The sequence below is a fragment of the bacterium Scap17 genome (assembly GCA_013376735.1).
Lineage (GTDB): Bacteria > Pseudomonadota > Gammaproteobacteria > Pseudomonadales > Halomonadaceae > Cobetia.
Genome location: VINJ01000001.1, coordinates 3821944 through 3845900, shown reverse-complemented (window position 1 = coordinate 3845900; position 23957 = coordinate 3821944). Strand labels below are relative to the sequence as shown.

General features: G+C 64.4%; 19 protein-coding genes. 13 read left to right on the top strand and 6 right to left on the bottom strand.

Annotation, left to right across the window (positions count from 1 at the left end):
- Positions 1-116 precede the first annotated feature (116 nt).
- Positions 117-2969: a DUF349 domain-containing protein gene (locus tag FLM52_16290; GenBank protein ID NVN57296.1), complete on the bottom strand. Its 2853-nt coding sequence runs from the start codon at positions 2967-2969 to the stop codon at positions 117-119.
- A gap of 526 nt (positions 2970-3495) precedes the next feature.
- Between FLM52_16290 and minC the strand changes: the two genes are divergently transcribed.
- The 4 genes from minC to sbcB all read left to right on the top strand — a co-directional run bounded on the left by minC (position 3496) and on the right by sbcB (position 7069).
- Positions 3496-4254 (top strand): septum site-determining protein MinC, encoded by a 759-nt coding sequence (gene minC / locus FLM52_16285; GenBank protein ID NVN57295.1) that lies wholly within the window; start codon positions 3496-3498, stop codon positions 4252-4254.
- Positions 4255-4351: 97 nt separating this feature from the next.
- Positions 4352-5170, top strand: a complete 819-nt coding sequence (gene minD, locus FLM52_16280) for a septum site-determining protein MinD (protein ID NVN57294.1) — start codon at positions 4352-4354, stop codon at positions 5168-5170.
- Positions 5167-5427, top strand: a complete 261-nt coding sequence (gene minE, locus FLM52_16275; GenBank protein NVN57293.1) for a cell division topological specificity factor MinE — start codon at positions 5167-5169, stop codon at positions 5425-5427. Before minD ends, minE begins: the two co-directional genes overlap by 4 nt.
- A 166-nt stretch (positions 5428-5593) precedes the next feature.
- Positions 5594-7069 (top strand): exodeoxyribonuclease I, encoded by a 1476-nt coding sequence (gene sbcB / locus FLM52_16270; protein NVN57292.1) that lies wholly within the window; start codon positions 5594-5596, stop codon positions 7067-7069.
- 164 nt (positions 7070-7233) lie between these two features.
- On the opposite strand, the gene FLM52_16265 is transcribed toward sbcB, so the two are convergent.
- Together FLM52_16265 and FLM52_16260 are read right to left on the bottom strand one after the other, a co-directional pair.
- Positions 7234-10218, bottom strand: coding sequence for a peptidase M16 (locus tag FLM52_16265; GenBank protein NVN57291.1), 2985 nt, complete (start codon positions 10216-10218; stop codon positions 7234-7236).
- A gap of 140 nt (positions 10219-10358) precedes the next feature.
- Positions 10359-10934 carry an SOS response-associated peptidase gene (locus FLM52_16260; GenBank protein NVN57290.1) on the bottom strand — a complete coding sequence of 192 codons (576 nt, stop codon included), beginning with the start codon at positions 10932-10934 and terminating at the stop codon, positions 10359-10361.
- A gap of 430 nt (positions 10935-11364) precedes the next feature.
- On the opposite strand from FLM52_16260, the gene FLM52_16255 reads away from it, so the two are divergent.
- On the top strand, positions 11365-12009 hold the full coding sequence (locus tag FLM52_16255) for a TetR/AcrR family transcriptional regulator (GenBank protein ID NVN57289.1): 645 nt from the start codon (positions 11365-11367) through the stop codon (positions 12007-12009).
- A complete protein-coding gene (locus FLM52_16250; protein NVN57288.1) occupies positions 12006-13898 on the top strand; it encodes an MFS transporter in 1893 nt (630 codons plus the stop codon). The genes FLM52_16255 and FLM52_16250 overlap by 4 nt, the downstream gene beginning before the upstream one ends.
- Before the next feature lie 146 nt (positions 13899-14044).
- Here the strand turns inward: FLM52_16250 and FLM52_16245 are convergent, their stop codons facing one another.
- The 3 genes from FLM52_16245 to FLM52_16235 all read right to left on the bottom strand — a co-directional run bounded on the left by FLM52_16245 (position 14045) and on the right by FLM52_16235 (position 17725).
- Positions 14045-15436 (bottom strand): multidrug effflux MFS transporter, encoded by a 1392-nt coding sequence (locus FLM52_16245; GenBank protein ID NVN57287.1) that lies wholly within the window; start codon positions 15434-15436, stop codon positions 14045-14047.
- A 114-nt stretch (positions 15437-15550) separates the two neighbouring features.
- Positions 15551-16828, bottom strand: coding sequence for an HlyC/CorC family transporter (locus tag FLM52_16240; GenBank protein ID NVN57286.1), 1278 nt, complete (start codon positions 16826-16828; stop codon positions 15551-15553).
- Between the two features lie 99 nt (positions 16829-16927).
- Positions 16928-17725: a cytochrome C biogenesis protein gene (locus FLM52_16235; protein NVN57285.1), complete on the bottom strand. Its 798-nt coding sequence runs from the start codon at positions 17723-17725 to the stop codon at positions 16928-16930.
- Between the two features lie 383 nt (positions 17726-18108).
- Between FLM52_16235 and FLM52_16230 the strand changes: the two genes are divergently transcribed.
- The 7 genes from FLM52_16230 to FLM52_16200 all read left to right on the top strand — a co-directional run bounded on the left by FLM52_16230 (position 18109) and on the right by FLM52_16200 (position 23929).
- Entirely contained in the window at positions 18109-19563 is a 1455-nt protein-coding gene (locus FLM52_16230) for a signal recognition particle protein (GenBank protein NVN57284.1), read from the top strand.
- Positions 19564-19786: 223 nt separating this feature from the next.
- Positions 19787-20038, top strand: coding sequence for a 30S ribosomal protein S16 (gene rpsP / locus FLM52_16225; protein ID NVN57283.1), 252 nt, complete (start codon positions 19787-19789; stop codon positions 20036-20038).
- 7 nt (positions 20039-20045) lie between these two features.
- Positions 20046-20612, top strand: a complete 567-nt coding sequence (gene rimM / locus FLM52_16220) for a ribosome maturation factor RimM (GenBank protein ID NVN57282.1) — start codon at positions 20046-20048, stop codon at positions 20610-20612.
- 25 nt (positions 20613-20637) lie between these two features.
- Positions 20638-21390 carry a tRNA (guanosine(37)-N1)-methyltransferase TrmD gene (gene trmD, locus FLM52_16215; protein ID NVN57281.1) on the top strand — a complete coding sequence of 251 codons (753 nt, stop codon included), beginning with the start codon at positions 20638-20640 and terminating at the stop codon, positions 21388-21390.
- 196 nt (positions 21391-21586) lie between these two features.
- Complete coding sequence (locus FLM52_16210; GenBank protein NVN57280.1) at positions 21587-21943, top strand: 50S ribosomal protein L19; 357 nt, start codon at positions 21587-21589, stop codon at positions 21941-21943.
- 270 nt (positions 21944-22213) lie between these two features.
- Positions 22214-23119 (top strand): site-specific tyrosine recombinase XerD, encoded by a 906-nt coding sequence (xerD, locus tag FLM52_16205; protein ID NVN57279.1) that lies wholly within the window; start codon positions 22214-22216, stop codon positions 23117-23119.
- Positions 23120-23158: 39 nt separating this feature from the next.
- Positions 23159-23929: a DsbC family protein gene (locus FLM52_16200; protein ID NVN57278.1), complete on the top strand. Its 771-nt coding sequence runs from the start codon at positions 23159-23161 to the stop codon at positions 23927-23929.
- Positions 23930-23957: the final 28 nt, after the last annotated feature.

Genomic DNA, 23957 nt, shown 5'->3' with positions numbered 1-23957 from the left:
CACCCGGCCCCTCTGGCAAGAGAATGAAAAAGCCCCCGTCTCTCTCGAGGCGGGGGCTTTTCGTTGCCATGACTTCAGTCTTGCGAGCGCGTCGTCACCAGCTCAAGAGCACTGACTCAGTGATTGAACAGCGCATCGAAGCGCGGCAGTTCGGTCTGCCAGGCGTCCCAGTCCAGCGGACCGTTGGCGAGCAGCGCATCCAGCACCTCATCCAGCTCTTCTTCACGCTCCATGCGCTCACCCAGCTGCTGGTTGATGCGCGCGACCTGCACGGTCAGGCGGCGTGACTCATCTTCGCTGCCCAGCGGGGCCTCGAACAGAATGGCCAGGTGGACACGCAGCTCGGCCAGGCGCTCGTTGGCGGCGCTGCAGTTGCTCGGCAGGGCCTGACGCATCTGGTTGCGCGCCGCATTGGCCTGACGGCTGTTGTCGTCGAAGGCCGAGGTGCTCGGCAGCGCGACATCCTGCACGTCGCCGTTGCGCGCGCTGGCATCCGCCACGGCGTGCTGTTCGAGCAGGTCACGCCATTGCTGCCATTCCTCGCGCAATTGCAGGGCGTGCAGTTCGTCCAGACGCTGCTCGCGACGCTTGAGAATGCCGGTCCAGCGACGACGCATGCCGTCACCCCGCTTGCCGCGCGGCAGCGGGCCGAGGGTGTCGGCTTCCTTCAAGGCGTCATCGAGCAGGGCGGCGTCTTCCAGCGTCTCCGGCTCCCAGCTGTCGAGGCGCTCGATCAACGCCTGCCACTGATCCAGGCGTGCCTGCTCGCGGCTGTCGCGGTCTTCGCGGTCCTGATCGCGCGCGGCGAAGATGCGGTCGCACGCCGCGCGGAAGGCGGCCCATAGGCGTTGTTCTTCGCCCTTGGGCGCGCGGCCCATCTCGCGCCAGCGACTCTGCAGGGCCTTGGCCTGTTCGGCGCGGGCGCGTGCCGGCGAGTCCTCATTGGCCAGCGCCTCGACGGCGTCGACCAGTACCTGCTTGGCGGCGGCGATCTGACCCGCGCGGCTGTCGATCAGCGCCTGCAGTGCCGTCAGCGCCTCACCGAAGCGGTGCGACAGCTGGCGACCGGGGCCTGCGGGCACCGGTGTGTGGCGACGCCATTCCTCACGGGCGCGATCGCGGATCTGGCGCAGGGAGTCGGGGTCGGCATCGTCCATGGCGTGACCGTTGAGCGATTCAAGCTGCTCGCAGAGCGCTTGGCGCATGGCCAGATTGTGTTCACGCAGCTGCTTGCGCGATTCGCGGTAATCCCGCAGACGCAGCTTGATGGCGTCAGAGGCGGTGCGGAACGCCTGGCTGGCATCGCGGCTGGCGGCCGCATCGCCCAGCTCGCGCCATTGCTGAATCAGCTGCTGGTGCTGGCGGTCGCGCTGCTCATCGCTGATGTCATCGCGCTCGCTCAGGGTGGTGATGGCCTCGAGCAGCTGCTCGCGCTTGGGCGCCGCGACGAAGTTCTGCCAGTCACGGAGTTCCGCGACACGCGCGCCCAGCTGGCGCAGGCGAGTCTGGCGGGCATTGTCGAGCTGGCCTTCGGTACGATCGCGCAGTGAGCGATGCAGACGACTGGCTGGCTTGAGCTTGCCGGCATCGAGATCCGCTTCCAGGCGTGCCAGTTCGGCGTCCAGTGCGTCCAGGTCCAGGCTCGCCTTGCGCGCAGTGCCGTCGCCCTCGCGGGAGGCGTCAGCTGACTCTGTGTCTTGTGCAGGGCTTTCATCGACCGCGTCCTGCTCTTGCGCTGCCTCCGTCGGCTCTTCCGGCTGTGCCGCGCTGATCGCCTGACGCACCGCGCTCAGGCTGGCGGTCTGCGGCAGACCCGCAGGCCAGGCCACCTCGCTTTCCAGACGACGCAGCTGGTCGATGTCATTGTCGATCAGCGCGGCATCCAGCTCGCCCTGGCACAGCTGATGGCGATGCCAGGCATCGAGGGCATCCTGCAGCTGCTGTTGCAGGCGCTGCTGACGTTCGAGCAGTTCGGCCGGGGCCGAGAACTGGTCGGTCAGCTCGCGCCAGCGCTCTCCTTGCAGGCGGCGTTGGGCCTGAAGGCTGGCGAAGTCGTGATCATTGACGCAGTCGCGGCTGTAGAGGTCTTCCCGCGCCTGATCCACGGCGCTGAGAATCTCTTCCAGGTGCGTATTGAGGTTGGCGCTCAGACGCTCATGGGCGCGAATGGCTTCCTCGCGGGCCTCATGGTCGCTGATGACCTTGTGCGCCTGCTGGCGTGCCTCTTCGAAGCGCTGCTGGATGTCGTAGTCCGCGGCCGGCAGACGCTCCCACTCGCGCAGCAGCGAGCGGTAACGCGAGGGCACGCTGTCTTCCCATGCCTGACGCGGCAGCTTTTCCATCTGGCGCAGCAGGTTGTCGCGGCTGGCGGCCAGCGCATCGGCCTGCTGGGCATCGGCACGACGCTGAGCGAGGATGTCGCGCGCCTGACGCTGCACGTGACGATCACGCTTGGCATCACGCACCAGACGCTCGAGACCGGCCTGGCTGGTGATGCGGGCGGCAGCGGCATGACGCACGGCAGCGATGGTGTTGTGGCAGGCCTGGTGGATCAGCGCCTCTTCATCTTCCAGACGGCTCAGTGCGGTCAGACGCAGTTGCTGGTTGTCGCCGCGAGCCGCCACGGCGGACAGCAGCTCGCTATCGTCCAGGCGTGCGACCAGTTGTTCACGGCTCAACAGTGAGGGCGCATCCTGGCCGCCGCTCAACAGTTCGATCAGGCGCTCGCGTACCAGGCCATCGGCGCGGTCGAGCAGCGGCAGCAGACGCTCGGGAGATTGCATGCGCGTCAGGGCGGCATGGCGCACCTCCAAGGCGTCATCTTCGAGGATCAGGGTCTCCAGGATATTGCGCTGGTCTGGAATCTCCGGATCAAGCTGGTCAGTGGCAGCGGAGCGAATGGCAGGGTTGGCGTGTTGCCAGCGAGGAGTGAACAGGCGGCCAGTGAGGCGGGAGAGCAGTCCGGTCATGAGAGAGCGGTTATCCAGGCAAAAAATAGAGGGGCGCAACAATTGGCCGCACACTCGGCGGGTGCAATCGGGTGGGCACGGCGGAGTGGGCGGAGTGACGGCGCATGAATTTCGTCACCCCGCTATCTTACCAGTCACAGCCCCCCGTTGTGTGGTATCGCATGTCGATCGATGTGTCTTATTGCACGCACGCGGCGGCGTGCAGGGCAACCGGCGGCGGGTGACAGGTCGGCAAGGGAGCCACGTCGTAGGCTCGCGACACCTGACAGTGCCTGCTGCTGGCCGTATCATCAGTTGCAGCACTGTGTCCGCTCACATAGTTTTGTACGTTACCGCTATGCCATTCAGTGTCTGTCATTCATGCTCGGCGCCTCTCAAGCAGTCGCTGTGCCGTGTGCGACGGCGAGCTATGTTATTCAGGTGGCCTTACCAATCGAGGGTCGCCTTGAGGATGCCGTGAACAGCACGTGCATCATCGAGAGTGTCGGAGGGCTTCGACACTTCTTTACGCAACCGGAGTCAGGTCATGAGTCTCAGTACGGACAGGGCCCCTCAGGCCTTCACCTTCAAGGGCGGCATGCTGCCGATGACGGTCATGGAGCTGGTCAGCGGTGATCCGGAGCAGATCCGTGCTCAGCTGGCCAGCAAGCTCAGCCAGTCGCCGGCCTTCTTTCAACATACGCCGGTGGTGCTGAGCGTCGAGAAGCTCGACGAGCCGCATCTGGCGCTGGAGCGCATCTGTGCCGTCTGCCGAGGACACAAGCTGCTGCCGGTCGCGGTGCGTGGTGGTGGAGACCCGGTGCGTCAGTCCGCCTGGGCACTGGGACTGGGGTGGTTCCCGCCGCAGGAGAATCGCGGGCGCTCCCTCGAGTCTGTGCCGCCGGTGGCCGCTGAGCCGGTCGCCGAACCTGCCGAGACAGTCACGGACAGCGCGGCCGAGAAAGCGGAGCCGGCCCACGCCAGCAAGGTGTATCGGGGGACGGTGCGTTCGGGCCAGCAGGTCAGCGCACCGGAGGGCGATCTGGTCATCATCGGCGCGGTGAATGCCGGCGCCGAGATCCTGGCCGCTGGCAGTGTGCATATCTATGGCGCTCTGCGTGGCCGCGCGCTGGCGGGTATCCATGGCGATCGCAACGCCAGCATCTACTGCAGGGAACTGCACGCCGAGTTGCTCTCGGTGGCCGGAACCTACAAGCGACTCGATGACATCGACAATCGCCTGCTGGGTGCCAATGTCGAAGTCGTGCTTGAACATGACCAACTCTGTATCGCACGACTCGGCTGATCCCAGCACTGTGTTCAGAACGATATCCAATACTTAGATATCCAATACTTACCGGTGATCCTCGCTCGGCGAGGGACTCTCAGCAAGGAAGACAGCTTTGGCCAAGATTATCGTAGTGACGTCAGGCAAGGGCGGCGTCGGCAAGACGACCAGCGCCGCCGCCATTGCCACCGGACTGGCTTTGCGCGGCAACAAGACCGTAGTGATCGATTTCGATGTGGGCCTGCGTAACCTGGACCTGATCATGGGCTGCGAGCGCCGTGTGGTCTATGACCTGGTCAACGTCATCCAGGGCGAAGCCAATCTCAAGCAGGCCCTGATCCGCGACAAGCGCATCGACAACCTGCACATCCTTCCGGCCTCCCAGACCCGTGACAAGGACGCGCTGACGCTGGAAGGCGTCGAGAAGGTGCTCGACGCGCTGCGCGAGGAGTTCGACTACGTCATCTGTGACTCGCCGGCCGGTATCGAGCGTGGTGCCCAGCTGGCGATGTACTTTGCTGACGAGGCCGTGGTGGTGACCAATCCGGAAGTCAGCTCGGTACGTGACTCCGACCGCATCATCGGCCTGCTGTCTTCCAAGACGCGTCGTGCCGAGAATGGCGACTCCCCGGTGCGTGAACACCTGCTGATCACCCGTTACCATCCGGCGCGCGTCACCGGCGGTGACATGCTCAACCTGACCGATATCCAGGAAATCCTGTCGATCCCGCTGATCGGCCTGATTCCGGAATCCGACGCCGTGCTGCGCGCGTCCAACCAGGGTGTGCCGGTCACGCATGACCAGAAGAGCGATGCCGGCCAGGCGTACGTGGATTGCGTGTCCCGCCTGTTGGGCGAGGAAGTGCAGCTGCGTTTCCATGAAGTCGAGAAGCGCGGCCTGCTGGCCAGAATGTTTGGAGGGGGGCGCAAGTGAAATTACTGGATTTTCTGAAGCGAGAGCGCAAGAAGACCGCCAATGTCGCCAAGGAGCGGCTGCAGATCATCGTCGCGCACCAGCGTAGCCAGCGTGACCAGCCGGATTACATGCCGATGCTGGAGCGTGAGCTGCTCGAGGTGATTCGCAAGTATGTGCAGGTCGACCAGGATGCCATCAACATCTCGCTGGACCGCGAAGACGACTGCTCGGTGCTGGAGCTCAACGTCACTCTGCCGCGCCCCGGCGAGGCCTGAGTTCGCGGGGCGTCGGGTGCTTGTCACCTGAGGCGTTGCCGAGCGGGCACCCCCTGCGACGTCCCGAGCCAGCCCATGCCCATTGCCTGCCAGAGCACCGTGCCAGCCTTGCTGGAGACGGTGCTCTGGCACGTTCATTTTTCGACCGCCCGCGTGGAGACATCCTGTGGCAGAGCCCACCTTCCTGTGGCACGACTACGAGACCTTCGGCGCCGACCCGCGCCGTGACCGTCCTTCGCAGTTCGCGGCCATCCGTACCGATGCTGACTTCAACGAGATCGGCGAGCCGCTGACCCTCTATTGCAAGCCGGCCGATGACTTCCTGCCCCAGCCGATGGCGTGCCTGATCACCGGCATCACCCCGCAGCAGGCCGAGCGCCGCGGCATCCCCGAGGCCGAGTTCGCCGGACGCATCAATGACGAGATGAGCGTGCCGGGGACCTGCACGCTGGGCTACAACAGCCTGCGCTTCGATGATGAAGTCAGCCGTCATCTGTTCTACCGCAACTTCCTCGACCCCTACGGGCGTGAGTGGCAGAACGGCAATTCGCGCTGGGACCTGATCGATGTCGTGCGCGCCTTCCACGCCCTGCGCCCGGAAGGCATCGAATGGCCCAGGCGAGAAGATGGTGCGCCCAGCTTCCGCCTGGAGCACCTGACGGCGGCCAATGGCATCGAACACGCCGGCGCGCATGACGCGCTGGTGGATGTGCGCGCCACCATCGCGCTGGCACGCCTGCTCAAGTCGCGCAATGCGCGACTGTTCGATTACCTGCTCAAGCTGCGCAACAAGCGCCATGTCGCCAGCCTGCTGGATATTGGCGCACGCAAGCCGATGCTGCACATCTCGCGTCGCTATCCGGCCTCGCGGGCCTGCGGCGCGCTGGTGGTGCCGCTGGCGGAGCATCCTTCGAATGCCAATGGCGTGATCGTCTATGACCTCTCGGTCGACCCGGCACCGTTGATGGAACTGTCACCGGAAGAGATACGTGCCCGTGTCTTCGCCAGTGCCGATGACCTCGCGGAAGGCGAGGAGCGGATTCCGCTCAAGGTCATCCATCTCAACAAGAGTCCGGTGCTGCTGCCGGCCAATGCGCTCAAGGATGTATCCGGGCCGCATGAGGGCGAGTACGGCGAGATCGCGGCGCGCTTCAAGATCGACCCCGCCCAGTGTCGCGTGCACTGGAAGTGGCTGAAGGACAACGCCGGTGTCGGCGTGAAGGTGGCGCAGGTATTCGCCGAGGCGCCGCCGGCCGGTCCGGCCGATCCGGACCTGATGCTCTATTCCGGCGGCTTCTTCTCGCCCGCGGACCGCAAGGAGATGGAGCGTGTGCGCGCCACCCATCCCGAGGCGCTGGATGATACGCCGTTCGCCTTCCAGGATGGCCGCCTCGAGGAGATGCTGTTCCGCTATCGTGCGCGCAGCTACGGCTATACGCTCAACTCCGCCGAGCGCGAACGCTGGGAGCAGTGGCGCTGGGAGCGCATGAACGATGAGCAGGTCGCGAGCCTGACCGTGAAGGGCTTCGTCAGCGAGATCCAGCGGCTGGCCCAGAGCGAGCAGGACCCGGACCGCGTGCAGATTCTCGAAGAACTGGCGATGTACGTGGAAGGCATCATGCCGCCGCAGGCCTTCGGCTGATGACGGGCTAGCCGGCCCATTGTGCTTGCCGGCAAGGCATGAAGGAACAAGACCCCGACGCGGTGATTGAACTGCACCTCGTCGGGGTCTTGTCGTTTCAGGCGCCCATCCGGTGAGGGCCGGCGCTTTGTTTGCCCGCCAAGCCGCTGGCGGGCCGGCGAGACTCAATGCTGGGCATTGCCGCTGGCCTCGGCTGAGGGGGCCGCCAGGGTCGCGCCTGTCTCGGCGCGCGGTGCCTCGGGCAGCGGCGGCAGGTCCAGCTCCGTGAGACGCTGGTCGAAGTCGCTGGGCGTGCCGGGGTCGAAGGCCAGTTCCAGCGCGCTGGCGTCATTCAGCTGCTGCCAGATGGCGCGGATATCCTGCGCGCTGACCTGCTCGACGGCCGCAACCAGTTGCTGACGGCGGTCAAAGCCCGTCCAGCCGAAGCTCAGCTCGCTCCAGTTGCGCGCTGCCAGCTCGGATAGCTTGCGGGGCTTCTGGGTCAGGCTGTCGACGACGGCGTCACGGTAGCTGGCAAGCGCGGCCTCATCCAGCGACTGCACACGGCTGTCGAAGCGGGTGAGGAAGGCATCCATGCGCGAAAACAGCGTCTTGCTGTCCTTGGACGGCGACTGCACCAGCAGGCTGAGCCCCGGCGCATCGAGCATGGGCGAATAGCGTGCGGAGACGATATAGCCGAGTTGCTCCTCGGTGCGCAGCTGGCTGTAGAAGGGCGCTTCGAGCAGCTGGCCCAGCACCGCGATGCGGGCCTGGGACTGCAGCGTACGGTCCTTGCCCTGCAGGTAGCGCAGGGCGCCGGCATCGCCGCGTGTGCTGTCCGGACGCAGTACCGTGTGGTGGGTGACCTGACGCACTTCCAGGTCTGGCACCGCCTCGCGAGTGATACGCGGCGCAAGCCCATTGATCACCAGCTGGCCGGTCTCGCGGGCCTGGTCGGCGGTCAGGTTGCCGGTCACCATCGCCTGCACGTGCAGCTTGGCAAGGAAGCGCTTGCGGAAGCTGTCCAGTGACTGGGCGTCGATCTTGTCCAAGGCCGCCAGTTGTTGCTCGGCGGTGCTTGGCAGGCCGACCAGCGTTTCACTGAGGCTGCGGCCCAGGCGCGTGTAGAGCGGTGCCTGAACGCGGTTCTGCAGGCTGCGACGCAGGCGTTGAGTGATGCGCTCCAGCGTGGCGGGGGCCATCTCGCCATTCACTAGCTGGTCGAGCACTTCACGCATTTCCGGCTGCTGACCATCCCGCCAGCCACTGAACTGCAGCGTGATGCCGCGCCCATGGGCATAGACCAGCGCATCCTGTCCTGCCAGACGTGCCGGATACAGACGCGCGTTGAGGCTGTCATTCAGCCACGCCGCCAGCACCTGACTCATGGCCTGGTCATCCACCGAGCGACTGACGTCGGGATTGAGCAGACCGAAGCGCCATTCGGCCTTCGGCACGGCGAAGCTCGCATCGCCCTGATACCAGAGCTCGGCACCGGGCTCATCGATCAGCTGGCTCGGCTTGGCGTCGGCCAGATCGAGTACGCGGAAATCCTTGGCCAGATAGGGGTTGGGACTGGGTAGCGCCAGCTGGCTGGCCAGGGTGTCGCCGCCGGCTGGTTGAGCAGTGGCATCCGCCGTCAGGCGCGTCAGGGTGTAGGGCGCCTTGAACCACTCGCCCTGTTGCTCCCCCTCCACCTGCGGGCCGGAGTAGACCTCCAGCAGGTTGTCGGGTGTCAGGCGAGCGAGGGTGTCCTTGATCAGGTCCGGATCGAAGTCCTGCATCAGGTAGGGTGCCGCCAGCACGTCCTCGATCGGGTAGCGCGTCATCATCATCGCCAGATTGCTGGCCAGATTGACCGGCGAGCTGCGCTGCTGGAAGCGGAAGCTCTGCTCGCCCAGCTGCGCCTGTTCGGTATAGCGCCAGTCGTTGATGCCCTCAGCGCGGATCAGGCCCAGATAGTCGAACAGCGCGGCGCGGATTTCCGCCTGATGCTGCGCGCCTTCCGGGGTCAGGCTGATGTCGACGCTGAGCAGGGCATGCTCGCCATCACTGAGGCCACCGCCGGCCGAGAGGCCATCTGCCCAGCCCTTGTCCTTGAGCACTGCCAGTAGACTGCCTTCGCCTTCGTGACCGATCAGGTTGGCCAGGTAGCTGACCGGCTGTGAGCGGTAGTGGGCAATCGGGTCGTCAATGGGGAACATGAACGACAGCTTGCGCTCCTGCTTGAGTGCCCTGACCTCAAGGCGTGCCGGCAGCTCGTCACCGCTGGCCAGGGGCGTGGTGATCTCGGGACGCGACAACCCACGATCTGGCACATCACTGAAGTTGTCACGGGCCAGCTGCTCGAGCGTTTCCAGCGACTGCGGCCCGACCAGTGACAGGCGCATCACGTTGGCGCCGTAGTGAGACTGATAGAAGTCGACCAGTCGCTGGCGCAGGCTGCCGGCCTCGGTGTCCTTGAGGGTTTCGAGGCTGCCGACACTGAAGCGGTTGAAGGGGTGTTCCGGGTTGAGGGCCGCCTCGACAGCCTCGTAGATGCGCCGGCCATCGTCCTGCAGGCGCGCCTGATACTCGGAATTGACCGCATGGCGCTCGCGATCCACGTAGTCGGCGTTGAACTGCGGGGCGACGAAGAAGCGCGCAAAGCGCGGCAGCGCTTCATCGAAGGCATCCGGGTCGATGTCGAAAAAGTAGTTGGTGTCCTGGCTGGCGGTGAAGGCGTTGTGCTGGCCGCCATGCTTGGTGATGAAGTCCTGGTAGGCATCCGGCTTCGGGTAGCGGTCGGTGCCGAGGAATAACATGTGCTCCAGAAAGTGTGCCAGCCCCGGGACATCGTCGGGGTCCTGGGCGCTGCCGACTTCGACATCGACGGCGGCGGCGGCCTTGTCGGCCTTGGCATCACTGACCAGCAGGACCTTGAGGCCGTTGTCGAGGGTCAGGCTGCGATAGAGTCGCTGGTCGTTCTCGCTCTTGATGACCGGACTGGCCTGCTTGGCCCTGGCAGGTTCCGTGCTTGAGGCGGAGTTGGCGGCCGGCGCGAGGGACGACGCGGGCGCAGAAGCCGGGCGGGTATCGGCATGGCTGGTGGCCGGCGTCAGGCCACCCATGACGATGGCGGCAATGGCCGTGCTCAGTGCAAGAGGGCGAAACCCTGAAGGCAGTGACATCTTCTCTCCTGATTCATGCCACCGCTGCTCGGGCAGGTGGCGCTGACTCGGTGATGGTTCTCATTGGGCGAACATGCGCGCGAGGCGGTAGAGCGATGCAGTGCCACCATCCTCGATACGTGCCGTCGGCGCAGGCGGATTCAGGTCAGCATCGGGCCGGTGGGGTGGGCGACGCTCCACTCCTGATGCTCGGGGTCGTTGACGAGCCGTGCGACCGGGAAGGCCGCCAGGCTGGCGTTCGGCGTCAGCATGCTGCGTACCGTCTCCAGCGGCGTCTCGGCATTCAGCCAGTCGCGTACCTGATGCGGCGCGATCACGGCGGGCATGCGATCGGTCAGGCGTGACGTGACCCCGGCACACTCGACACTGATCAGCGCGAAGCTGTCGCGACCCTCGGGGGGTAGCCCCTCCATCAGGGGAGCGCTGAAGTGGCGCGTCCATAGGGCGGCCAGCAACAGCGGAGCGCGGGTCGGGTGCGTGACCAGAAACGGCTGCTTCATGCGCGGCTGCTCCTTCCACACATAGACACCGCCGACGGGGATCAGTGCCCGTTGGCTGATGAACGACTCGCGGAACATGCGTCGCGTTTCCAGCGACTCTGCCCGCGCCACATGCGGGGCGTGGTCCATGATCTCCAGCCAGCTGGGTGTCAGGCCCCAGAGTGCCGGCACCAGTCGCAGGCTGGGGCCTTCCAGGCGCAGCATCGAGGCGGGCATGCGCGGGGCGCGATTGGCACTGACCAGCAGTTCGCTGCGCAACTGGCGTTCGAGCGCGGGAGTCGCCAGCGGCCCGAACAGTTCGTCGGGGGGCAGGTCAGCGGGATAGGGGGGGATATAAAGACGACCGGCCACGGGAATCCTTTGAGGCGATGAGGCGAAGGGAACATGCAGGGGCAGCTGCTGCCTGAGATGGGGTGTGGATCGCGCTGCACGCCACGAATGCCAGCATGCCACACCTTGGTGATGCTTGCGTTTGTGCTCAGTCTCGATATGCTGGACGGAAACACTGTTCGATTCAATGACCGATACGGGGTGCTCCAAGAGATGCCCGCCAGGCGTCGCAACCCTTTGCCCACCCGTGCTGTCCGAACACACACCGCGTCAGATTCGCTACGCGGTAACGCATCTCAAGCATCAGAGGAATTCGATGGCCCGTCCACGTCAGCATGCACCGGAAGCGTTGCATGCGCGGGTAATGGAGACCTGCGATGAATGGCTCAAAGAGCAGCCCGTTCACGCCCTGTCTCTGCGCAACCTGGCTCGCGAAGTCGGTTGTGCGCCCAGCACCCTGCTCAAGCTCTATGGCAGCTTCGGCAACCTGCTCCAGCACGTCAACCTGGCGACGCTGGACAGGCTGCGCGATGCGATAGCCGGACAGGAGACGCCGAGTCCTTCGGAGCGCCTAAAGGCCTTGGCGCGCGCCTACTGGGGCTTCGCCCAGCGCGACCCTTATCGCTGGCAGCTGCTGTTTGACTTCCCGCTCGCCCAGGAAGGGGAGCTGGACCAGCGTCAGAACGCGATGATCGAAGGGCTGTTCGAGCGTGTGGAGGGGGCTTTGGTCGAGTACGCCCCACACGTCGAGTCCGTCGAGGCCAAGCGCATGGCGCGCACGCTGTGGGGTAGCGTGCATGGTCTGGTACAGCTGGGCATGAACGAGCGTCTGGGGCTCTGGCAGGGGCAGCCACTGGAAGTGACGGAGCTGCTCGATCAGCTACTGGATACCATGTTGGCAGGGCTCAAGGTACGCAGCGAGGCTGCGTGTGCGGGGGATGCCACGGAAGCTGGCAAATGAGTCGAGAACTGCTCCGGCGACCCCGTTTTGCGCCCTTCTTCTGGACCCAGGCCCTCGGGGCCTTCAATGACAATCTGTTCAAGAACGCCTTGCTGCTGCTGATGACCTTCGTGGTCATCGAACAGCGGGGCTGGGACACCGGCATCGTCAACAACCTGGCGGCCGGGCTTTTCATCCTGCCTTTTCTGCTGTTCTCCGCTTGGGGCGGCCTGTTGGCTGACCGCCTCGACAAGCAGCGCCTGATCGTGCGGCTCAAGTGGCTGGAGCTGGCCACCATGAGCGTGGCGGCCGGCGCCTTGATCTTCGAAGCCTGGGAGTTGCTGCTGGCGCTGCTGTTCATGATGGGCACCCAGTCGGCGCTCTTCGGCCCGGTCAAGTACGCCATCCTGCCCCAGCATCTCAAGCCGGATGAGCTGGTCAGCGGCAATGCCTGGGTCGAGCTGGGCACCTTTCTCGCCATCCTGATCGGCACCCTTGCCGCCGCGGCCTTGATGGCACTGGGCGGCGAGCTGGCACGCTGGGCGCTCTCCGCGTCGCTGGTGTCCTTGTCCCTGCTGGGCGTGATAGCGGCCGGCAAGATTCCGCCGGCACCCTCCGCTTCGCCCGGCCCCGTGCCGTGGCGGCCGCTCTCCGGCAGCATCGCGGTGATGCGTGAAGGGCTGAGCAACCGCCGGCTACGCTGGGCGCTGCTGGGCATCAGTGCCTTCTGGTTCCTCGGTGCCAGCTATCTGACGCAATTGCCGGCCTATGCGCGCGATATCGTGCATGGGGCCGAAGGGGCGACCTCTGCCTTGCTGGCGGCCTTCGCCATCGGTATCGGGTTGGGGTCGCTGGCTTGTGAGCGTGTCTCGCGCGGGCGCCTCGAGACGGGACTGGTGCCCTTCGGCGCGCTGATCATCTTCGCTGGCGGGCTGGATCTTGCCCTGCGCCCGGCACTGGCCGAGGCACAGATGGCCACGCCCTTGATCGAGCTGCTGGGCATCGCCGGTTTCTGGCGCATGTGGCTGGATCTCGGCGTCATCGGCTTCGGTGGTGGCCTCTATATCGTGCCGCTCTATACCCTGTTGCAGATCCGCAGTCCTGAAGATCACCGCGCGCGCATGATCGCCGCCAACAACGTGCTCAATGCTCTGCTGATGGTGCTATCGGCCGGTGCCGGCATTCTGGTGCTGGGCGTGATGGGGCGCGATATCCCGGATTTCCTGCTGTTGCTGTCCCTGATCAGCGGACTGATCGCGGTGGTCTGCATGCTGCGTGACCCGCGGCCCTTCCTGCGTCTGATCATCTTCATTCTCATCCACCTGATGTATCGCCTGCACCTCAAGGGACGCTGGCGAATACCGGCGGACGGGGCGGCGCTGGTGGTGTGCAATCACGTCAGCTTCATGGATGCGCTGATTCTGGGCGGGGCCAGTCCGCGCCCGTTGCGTTTCCTGATGGATGCCGAGATCTATCATTCGCCGTGGCTGAAGTGGTTCTTCCGCATCGCCGGGGCGATTCCGGTGGATTCCTCACGCAAGGACCCGGCCGGCGTTCGCCGCTCGCTGGAAGAAGTCGGCAAGGCGCTGCGCGAGGGAGAAGTCGTGATGATCTTCCCCGAGGGCAAGCTGACGCGTGACGGGGAGGTCGGGCGCTTCCGTCGCGGGCTGGAACTGATTCTGGCGCGAGACCCCGCGCCGGTGATTCCGATGGCGCTTGGCGGCCTGTGGGGGTCCTGGTTCTCCCACGGCGGCGGGCCGGCCTTCGCCAAGTGGCCGCGGCGGCTGCGCGGACGGGTCGAGCTGTGTGTCGGGCGTACCTTCGACCCTGTCGGCACCAAGGCGGTGGAGCTCGAGGAGGCCGTACGAGACCTGCATCGCAAGGCGACACGCCTAGCAGGCAATCGGTGACAGGATGAAGCGGCCTCGCTCCTCGTGTTCAGCCGTCACCCCGGTTGGCGAGAGCCAGCCCTGCCCTTGAAGACAAGACGCCGCCCGTGATCTCACGGGCGGCGTCTTGTTGTGTGTACCTCATCCAGGGTGGTCGGTGGGCTCACTCAAGCAGACGTGGTGGCGCCTCTGCGGGCACTGGGCTGATTGGACGGGGCGGTATGGCGCGTGATCCAGAAGCCGATGCTGCCGATCAGGCAGGCTGTCAGCATCACCAGGGGTACCGGCAGCATGTCAGTGCCGTTCAGCCACAGGCTGGCAATGGCACCATAGAGCCCGCCGCCCAGGAAGAGCGTGGTGCCCGAGATGGCATTGGCGACACCGTGACCGCGGGCGAAGAGCGACTGGTAGTCTGCCAACACGTTGGGGGTGATCATGGCGCCTGCGCCAAGTACCACCAGCATGCCGGGAATCATGGTAGCGGCGCTGATCATGCCGCTCAGGCCCAGTCCCAGCAGCCAGCAGATACCTGTCAGCTGGACACCCAGTGCCAGCTTGACCAGGGTGCGCATGCGCAGGTGCTTGAGGCCGACATGATTGAGGCGATTGCCGACAAACATCGCCACCACGTTGGCACCGAAAGCCAGCGCGAACTGAGGCGGTGTCATCCCGAGCAGCCCCTGATACAGATAGCTGGCATTGGTGATGAAGGTGAACATGATGCCGGGGCCGCACAGGATCAGCATCAGATGGCCGGGTACGCCGCGCGTGGAGAGGATGTCACGATAGCTACGCAGCACATTGCGGGGCTTGAAGGGCGTGCGCTCGCTGGCCGGGTGGGTTTCCGGCAGCCAGCGATGGATGATCAGGCCGACCAGCAGTCCGTAGGCCCCCAGCGCGAAGAAGATCGTCGTCCAGTGGCTCAGCGAGATCACCAAGGCCCCGAGGGACGGGGCGATCAACGGCGCGGTCATCAGCACCATGGTGACGTTGGTCATCAGGCGAGCGGCGTCCTTGCCGGTCGCGACATCCCTCACCACGGTGCGTGAGACACCACCTGTCATGCCGGTGGCGATGCCCTGCAGCACTCGCCAGAACAGCAGCCAATGGAAGTCGCGGGTCAGTGCGCAGCCCAGGCCGGCGACGAGGAACAGCACGAAGCCGCTCAGGGCCACCGGACGACGCCCCAGGCTGTCGGACAGCGGACCGCCGCCCAGCTGTCCCATCGCGTAGCCGAAGAAGAACATGGTGATGGTCAGGCCGATACGGTGCTCGTCCACGCCGAAGTCGCCTGCCATGGACGGCATGGCTGGCAGATAGGCGTCGATGGCCAGAGGGGCGAGGGCGACCATCAACGCCAGCATCAGCGTGAAGCGGGCGGGGTGGTGCTGCAGTGCAATCGTCGAAGGGGAGGCTGAGGTCATGTCGGCCCTTTGTGCAGGTGGTGGGCGTGGCGGAAAGACGGTCGGCGGATTCGGTGGCGGTGATCGTGAGTCAACAGGCCGGATGTCACCGTGTTCGTCGCGGCGCAGGCAGAGGATAACGCGTGTCTTCGCCATTGGCCGCTTCACGGCATGCAACACGGCATTGCAGCGAGCTGGAACGTGAAGAGCCCGCCGGGTGGCGGGCTCTTTCTTGGCATCACGTCGTGATGCCGAGGGGCAATGAGGGCATCAGGTGCGTGTGGTGCGGGCCGCCTGCCAGCAGCGTGCCGAAGTGATCTGGTTGTCCTTCACCTGCTGGATCTCGATGCGCGTAGTGCCGATGGCGAGACTGGCCGGGGCATCGGGGAAGGACTCCAGGTGTTCCAGAATCAGGCCGTTGAGCGTCTTGGGACCGTCGGTCGGCAGCTGCCAGCCGATGGCCTTGTTGATCTCGCGGATGTTGGCGGTGCCTTCGATCACGTAGCTGCCGTTGTCCTGCGGGTGGATCTCCTGATGCGTACCGGCGACATCGGTAGTGAACTCGCCGACGATCTCCTCGAGGATGTCCTCCAATGTCGCCAGCCCCTGCACATCGCCATACTCGTCGACCACGATGCCGATGCGGCGCTTCTGCTTCTGGAAGTTGAGTAGCTGGGTATGCAGCGGCGTGGACTCCGGGATGAAGTAGGGCTCGCGGGCTTCCTGGATGATGGAGGCCTTGGTGACCTCGTCCAGCGACAGGAAGCGCGCCGCGTTGCGCAGGTGCAGAATGCCGATGATGTTGTTGATGTCACCCTTGTAGACCGGCACCCGCGTGTGCTGACTGGCGCGGATATGGCTGAGGATGATGTCGAGGTCATCGTCCAGGTCGATGCCGAAGATCTCCTGACGCGGCACCATGATGTCATCGACGGTGACGTTCTCGAGATCGAGAATCGACAGCAGCATGCCCTGGTGGCGACGCGGGATCATGCTGCCGGCTTCGTGGACCACGGTGCGCAGCTCGTCACGGGTCAGGCTATCGGCGCCGCCGCTGACATCGCGCACGCCGAAGAGACGCAGCAGGCCATTGGAGATGCCATTGACCAGCCACACCAGCGGATAGAGCAGCTTGAGCAACGGTTCCAGCACCAGCGAGGCCGGATAGGCGATGCGCTCCGGGTTCACGGCGGCCATGGTCTTGGGTGTCACTTCGGCAAAGATCAGCACCACGATGGTCAGCACGGCGGTCGAGACGGCCGGGCCCGAGACATCACCGAAGTAATGGATCGCGATGATGGTCGCCAACGAGGCGGCCAGGTTGTTGACGAAGTTGTTGCCGATCAGGATGACGCCGATCAGGCGGTCCGGGCGGGAAAGCAGGCGGGTAACACGCTTGGCGCCGCGCTCACCACCCTTGGCGCGGTGACTGAGACGGTAGCGGTTGATCGACATCATGCCGGTCTCGGAACTCGAGAAGAAGGCAGACAGGATGATCAGGATGACCAGTAGGCCGAACAGCAGCCCCAACGGGGTGTCGTCGCTCAAGAGTGAAGGGTCCTCGGTGGCGGATTTAGGCGCATGATACTGACCCGCTCGCTGCAATGCATCAGGCGCAGCGAGCGATCTCTGTCGGGATGGCAGGACTTAGTGGGAAAATATCACTTGCAGTACGAACTTGGTGCCGAAGAAGGCCAGCGCCAGTACCAGGCAGCCGCCCAGTGTCCAGCGTGCGGCACGCTGGCCGCGCCAGCCCAGCACGTGATGCCCGAACAGCAGCACGGCGAAGATGATCCAGGCACCGAGGCTGAGCACCGTCTTGTGAGCCAGATGCTGGGCGAACATGTTGTCCAGATAGATGGTGCCGCTGATGATCGAGACGCTGAGCAGGATCATGCCGGCCCAGATCAGCTCGAACAGCGCGCGCTCCATGCTGGTCAGTGCCGGCAGCACCTGGACGATGCCGCGGGTATGTCGCTTCTTGAGCGCATGCTGTTGCAGTGACAGCAGTCCGGCCTGCATGGCCGCGATGCTGAAGAAGGCCAACGCCGCCACCGAGGTGAAGATGTGGGCGACCAGGCCGGGGGAGAGCGGGTTCTCGGTGGTGGCGCTCGGCAGGTTCATCACGCCGAGCACGCAGGCGGCGGCGACCGGGAACAGCGCCGCGCCCCCGGCGATCACCGGCTTGAACAGGCTGGCGATGACCAGCAGCAGGCAGATGGCCCAGCTGACCAGCGAAGCGCTCTCGAACAGTCCGAGGTGCAGCGCGCCACCGTGGTTGAGCGTGACCCAGACGATGACGGAATGGCAGGCGACGGCGATCAGCGCCAGGCTGCGCACCAGACGCGTGCGTGCCGGGACACGGCGTGTCAGGGTAAGGCCCTGCCAGAGGCCGGCGCCGAGATAGAAGATGATGGCCAGAAAGGCAAAAGGCAGAGCCTGCATGTGCTGTTGTCCAGGTGCCGGAGGGTGGCGGGAGATCAGGCCTCGCATGAGACGCTGTCTATCTGCAGAGACTATACCGAATGCGCCGCCGGGATTGCATCCACTCGCGGTGTCCTGTCGTGTGCTCTGACGGGCGATAAGGCCCACGCGGCGACAGACTCCGCATTGCATGACGATTGTCGGCACCGTCCCTGCAGGCATGTCATTGCCAGGATGGCGACTTGCAAGCCTTGCATGCATGGAGACGCGGCCGCCCTGTGCGTATAATGCGCGACAGGATAACCATTCACGCGCTGGGGCGTCATGCCGTGCGCCGGTCACGAGGTGGCTTACGCCCTCGTCCCCGCAGCGCGGTCCCCAGACGTCCCTAGCCGGAGAGGCCCATGTTTCAAAGTTTGAGTGATCGCCTGTCGCATACGCTGAAGTCGATTACCGGCCAGGCCAAGCTGACGGAAGACAACATCAAGGACACCCTGCGCGAAGTGCGCAAGGCGTTGCTTGAAGCCGATGTCGCGCTGCCGGTAGTCAAGGCCTTCATCGAGCGAGTGCGCGAACGTGCCGTCGGTCAGGAGGTGTCCAAGAGCCTGTCGCCGGGCCAGCAGTTCGTCAAGATCGTCCAGCAGGAACTGGAAGCGATCATGGGCGAAGCCAATGAAGGCCTGACGCTCAAGGGCAGTCCGGCCGTCATTCTGATGGCAGGCCTGCAGGGTGCGGGCAAGACGACCACCGTCGCCAAGCTGGCACGCTACCTGCGCGAGCGCGAGAAGAAGAAGGTGCTGGTGGTCTCGGCGGACGTCTATCGTCCGGCCGCCATCGACCAGCTGGAAACGCTGGCCAAGGAAGTCGGGGTCGATTTCTTCCCCTCCGACTCCTCCCAGCAGCCGGTGGCCATCGCCGAGGCGGCGATGAAGCACGCGCGTATCCAGTTCCACGACGTGGTGCTGGTCGATACCGCCGGTCGTCTGCATGTCGATGCCGACATGATGGACGAGATCGCCGCCCTGCACCGCAGTGTCAATCCCGACGAGACGCTGTTCGTCGTCGATGCGATGACCGGTCAGGATGCCGCCAACACCGCCAAGGCCTTCCACGAAGCCTTGCCGCTGACCGGTGTCGTGCTGACCAAGGCCGACGGTGATGCGCGTGGCGGTGCGGCCCTGTCCGTACGTCACATCACTGGCAAGCCGATCAAGTTCATGGGCATGGGGGAGAAGGTCGACGCCCTCGAGCCCTTCCACCCGGACCGTATCGCCTCGCGCATCCTCGGCATGGGCGACATGCTGTCGCTGATCGAGGAAGCCGAGCGCACCGTCGACAAGAGCAAGGCCGAGCAGCTGGCCAGCAAGGTCAAGAAAGGCCAAGGCTTCGATCTCGAGGACTTCCGTGATCAGCTGCAGCAGCTCAAGAACATGGGTGGCATGGGTAGCCTGATGTCCAAGCTGCCGGGCATGGGGCAGCTGGCGGAAGTCGCCCAGAGCCAGGCCAGCGAGAAGGAGCTGGGCAAGCTGGAGGCGATGATCAACTCCATGACGCCCAAGGAGCGCCGCAACCCGGACCTCATCAATGGGTCGCGCAAGCGCCGCATCTGCATGGGTTCCGGTACCCAGGTGCCGGACCTCAACCGTCTGCTCAAGCAGCACAAGCAGATGGCCAAGATGATGAAGAAGGCCGGCAAGAAAGGTGGCATGCAGAAGATGATGCGTGGCATGTCCGGCATGATGGGCGGTGGCGGTGGTCCTGGCGGCCCCGGCGGTATGGGTGGCATGGGTGGCCCCGGCGGTATGGGTGGCATGGGCGGCCCCGGCGGCATGGGCGGCGGACGCTTCCCGCGTCGCTGATTGCTGACCCGAGGCCCGATGCAGCGCTGATGAGACAAGGGTGCTGACACCAGGAATTGCGCTCCGTGGCACGTCCCGTGTCGCGGAGCGTGTGTATGGCCTTGGAAAAAGGTTTCCAAGGCTTGCCAATTTCCGTAGAATATCGCCTCTTCGTGTGGACCCTCCACGCGAAGACGAGTTCTGTGGCACGATTTTCACTTCAACACGAAGGACAGATTACGCAATGGTTACCATTCGTCTGGCACGTGGTGGCGCCAAGAAGCGTCCCTTCTACCACCTGGCTGTAGCTGACTCCCGCACAGCCCGTGATGGCCGCTTCATCGAGCGCGTCGGCTTCTTCAACCCGGTCGCTCGCGGCCAGGAAGAGCGTCTGCGCGTCGATCTCGAGCGCATCGCTCACTGGCAGCAGCAGGGCGCACAGGTCTCTGACCGTGTCGCTCAGCTGATCAAGGAAGCTGGCAAGCAGCAGGCTTGATTCCAGGATGCCTACTCCACCGAACAATCCGCAGCCGACCGCAGCGTCATCGCATGACGATGATGTGGTGGTAATGGGGAAGCTTACCAGCCCCTATGGCGTCAAAGGCTGGCTCAAGGTGTATTCCTATACCAGCCCGATTGACGGCATCTTCGATTACGCTGGCTGGATGCTGAAGCTGGACGGGAAGCAGATTTCCGCCCGCCTCGCTCAGGCACGTCGCCATGGCAAGGGCCTGGTGGCACAGCTCGAAGGTATCGACAGTCGCGAAGCCGCACAGGAGCTGGCCGGGGCGGATATTCTCCTGCCCAAGCAGCACCTGCCGCAGCTGGAAGCCGGTGAGTACTATTGGCATCAACTGGAAGGTCTCGAGGTGGTAACGCTGGATGGCCAGCGCCTCGGGAAAGTGAGCACCCTGATGGAAACCGGTGCAAACGACGTTCTGGTGATAAAGCCGAACGACGACAGCATCGATGAGAAGGAACGGCTCGTGCCGTACCTTCCCGATCAGGTGGTTCGCGATGTGGATCTCACCAATGGGCGCATGAGCGTCGACTGGGATCCCGAATTCTGATGTTAAGCACAGAGAGCTGACGCCTGTGTGGATTGGTGTAGTGAGTCTGTTTCCGGAAATGTTCACGGCGATTACCGCCAGTGGCGTGACCGGCCGAGCGGTCGACAAGGGTCTGCTCGAGGTCGATTTCTGGAATCCTCGCGACTACGCCACCGACAGGCACCGTACGGTCGATGATCGTCCCTACGGCGGTGGTCCCGGCATGTTGATGAAGGTCGAGACCCTGCGAGGCGCCATTCGTGACGCCCGCGCCGCTGGTGGTGACGACGCCCGCGTGATCTATCTTTCCCCGCAAGGCCGCAAGCTGGATCAGGCCGGTGCCCGCGAACTGGCGACGAATGAGCGCCTGATCGTGGTGGCCGGACGCTATGAAGGCATTGACGAACGCGTGGTGGAAGAGGAGATCGATGAGGAGTGGTCGATCGGCGATTACGTCCTGTCTGGCGGGGAACTGCCGGCCATGGTCCTGATCGATACGGTAGCGCGCCTGGTGCCGGGCGTACTCGGGCATGAAGCCAGCGCGGAGGAGGATTCCTTCACCGATGGCCTGCTCGATTGTCCGCACTATACCCGCCCTGAAGTCATCGACGGCAAGCGGGTGCCGGATGTTCTGCTCAGTGGCAATCATGCCCTGATCAAGCGCTGGCGGTTGCAGCAGTCTCTGGGACGTACCTGGCTCAGGCGTCCGGATTTGCTGGAGAGTCGCACGTTGACTCGTGAGGAGCGCAAGCTGCTCGACGAGTTCATCGCGCAGCACGCCCGGAAAGGCAAGGCCTGACCGCTGCGAACCGAAGGTTTGCTGTCAGGAGAAGGCCGCCACCGTGGCGGAGGTGCGGCACGGCCCGGAGTCATCTTGCGGGAGTTCCGTGGCGCGTCACACACAAGGTCGATCCCCGTGTTCAAGGCCGTTTGCGGTGCCGGGGTCATGACGAACATCAATCTCGGGATTGATGCTAACGAATTTGGAGCTAGCGATGAGCAGCAAGAATAAACTGATCCAGGCGATCGAAAACGAGCAGATGGCCAAGGAAGTCCCGGCCTTTGCACCGGGCGACACCATCGTCGTCCAGGTCAAGGTTGTCGAAGGTACTCGCGAGCGTCTGCAGGCCTTCGAAGGCGTGGTGATCGGCAAGCGTAACCGCGGTCTGAACTCCGCCTTCACCGTCCGCAAGGTCTCCCACGGTGTGGGCGTCGAGCGTACCTTCCAGACTTACAGCCCGCAGGTTGCCACTATCGACGTCAAGCGTCGTGGTGACGTCCGTCAGGCCAAGCTGTACTACCTCCGTGAGCGTAGCGGCAAGTCTGCACGCATCAAGGAAAAGCTGGGCTAAGCGCTCCGCATTCCCTGACTGCAGAACTCGGCAGTACTGCGGGGGAGCGAATTGCCACTTGCTTCTCCGTCAAACGAAGACCCCGCCATGCGATGCATGGCGGGGTCTTCGTGTGTGTGCGCCAGAGAAATCCGGTGTGACTTGCAGCGGGTTCATTTCATCGTCAGGGCATCACGGTAGAATCGAGGCTCACGCAGGCCAGGTGCCGCGGTACATGACGGCCAAGGCGAGCGCGGATGGCGCGTCATTCAGGACGGGGAAGCGGGAATGATGGACGACGATGCGTTGGTCGAGGCATTTCTCGATACGTTGTGGCTAGAGCGGGGTGCCAGTGACAATACGCTCGGCGCCTATCGCAGTGATCTCACGGCCTGGCGGCGCTGGTTGGCCGATCAGGCGGAGACGGGCGCTGACACGGTGCCCTTGCTGAGCGTGGCACCGCAGCAGGTGCAGGCCTTCTGTGACTCGCGACGTGAGTCGCATGCGCTGCGCTCCACGGCGCGTCTGCTGTCGGCATTGCGGCGCTTCTATCGCTGGGCGCTGGCCGAAGGCATGATCGAGGCGGACCCGCTGCATGAGGTGCGCCTGCCGCGCGTGATTCCCAGCCTGCCGGGCACGCTGGATGAGGAGGAGGTCGAGCGCCTGCTGGAGGCGCCGGATCTCGAGACGCCCATCGGGCTGCGCGACCGCACCATGCTCGAAGTGCTCTATGGAGCGGGCCTGCGCATCAGCGAGCTGGTCAACCTGAGTGTCGATGCGCTCAATCTGCGCCAGGGCGTCGTGCGTGTCAGCGGCAAGGGCGATCGTGAGCGGCTGGTGCCGCTGGGCGAGGAGGCCTGTGACTGGTTGTCACGCTGGCTGTCCGTTGGCCGACCTGCGATGATGGCCGACCAGACGCGTCCGGCACTGTTTCCCGGCCGACACGACAAGGCCATGACGCGACAGACTTTCTGGCATCGCATCCGGCGTCACGCCGTGACTGCGGCCATCAGCAAGCCTCTGTCACCGCATACGCTGCGCCATGCCTTCGCCACGCACCTGCTCAATCACGGTGCCAATCTGCGCGTCGTGCAGCTGTTGCTGGGACATCGTGATCTTTCCACGACCCAGATCTATACCCATGTGGCCCAGGCGCGTCTGGAGCGTCTGCATGCCGAACATCATCCGCGTGGCTGAGTGTCCTTCCCTCTGCGCGCGGACGCCAAGGAGTGTTTGATGAGCAAGTCTTTCCGTCGTCCGCAGGCCCTGTCTCGTGCGATCCGCCTCTTGAGCGCCGGCGCCATGCTGTCGCTGGTGGCGCCATTGGCCCAGGCTGATGCGCTGGATGATCTGCGTGACAAGCTCGTCGTCAATGGCCAGCCGCTGCCGGTCGAATCACTGGCCTCAAGCCCCATCGACGGCCTCTATGAGGTGCGCCTGACCAGTGGCGAGAGCTTCTTTACCGATATCGCCGGCAAGCATCTGATCGTGGGTGAGATGTACCGCAATGATGGCGACAAGGGGCTGGTCAATCTCAGCGAGCAGAAGGCCAATGGCGAGCGTCTCAAGCTGCTGGCCGAGGTCAGTGAAGATGATATGGTCATCTTCCCCCCGGCGGGTGAGGTCAAGGCGGTGATCAATGTCTTCACCGATACCACCTGCCCGTATTGCCGCAAGCTGCACCAGGAAGTGCCGGAGCTCAATGCGCGTGGCATCGAAGTGCGCTATCTGGCCTTCCCGCGCGGTGGCATGCGCTCGCAGGGTGCGCGTGAACTGGCGCAGGTGTGGTGTGCGGACAACCCCACCGAGGCGATGAACCAGATCAAGAATGAAGGCGAAGTGCCCAAGCAGGCGGCCAGCTGCGATGCGCCGGTGCAAAGCCAGTATCAGCTGGGCACACGCATGGGGGTGCAGGGTACCCCGGCCATCGTGATGCCGGATGGCCAGATGGTGCCGGGCTACCTGCCGGTGGAGCGTCTTGCCACCATGCTGGGGATCGATGACTGAGCCACACGAATCACCTGAACCACAGGCG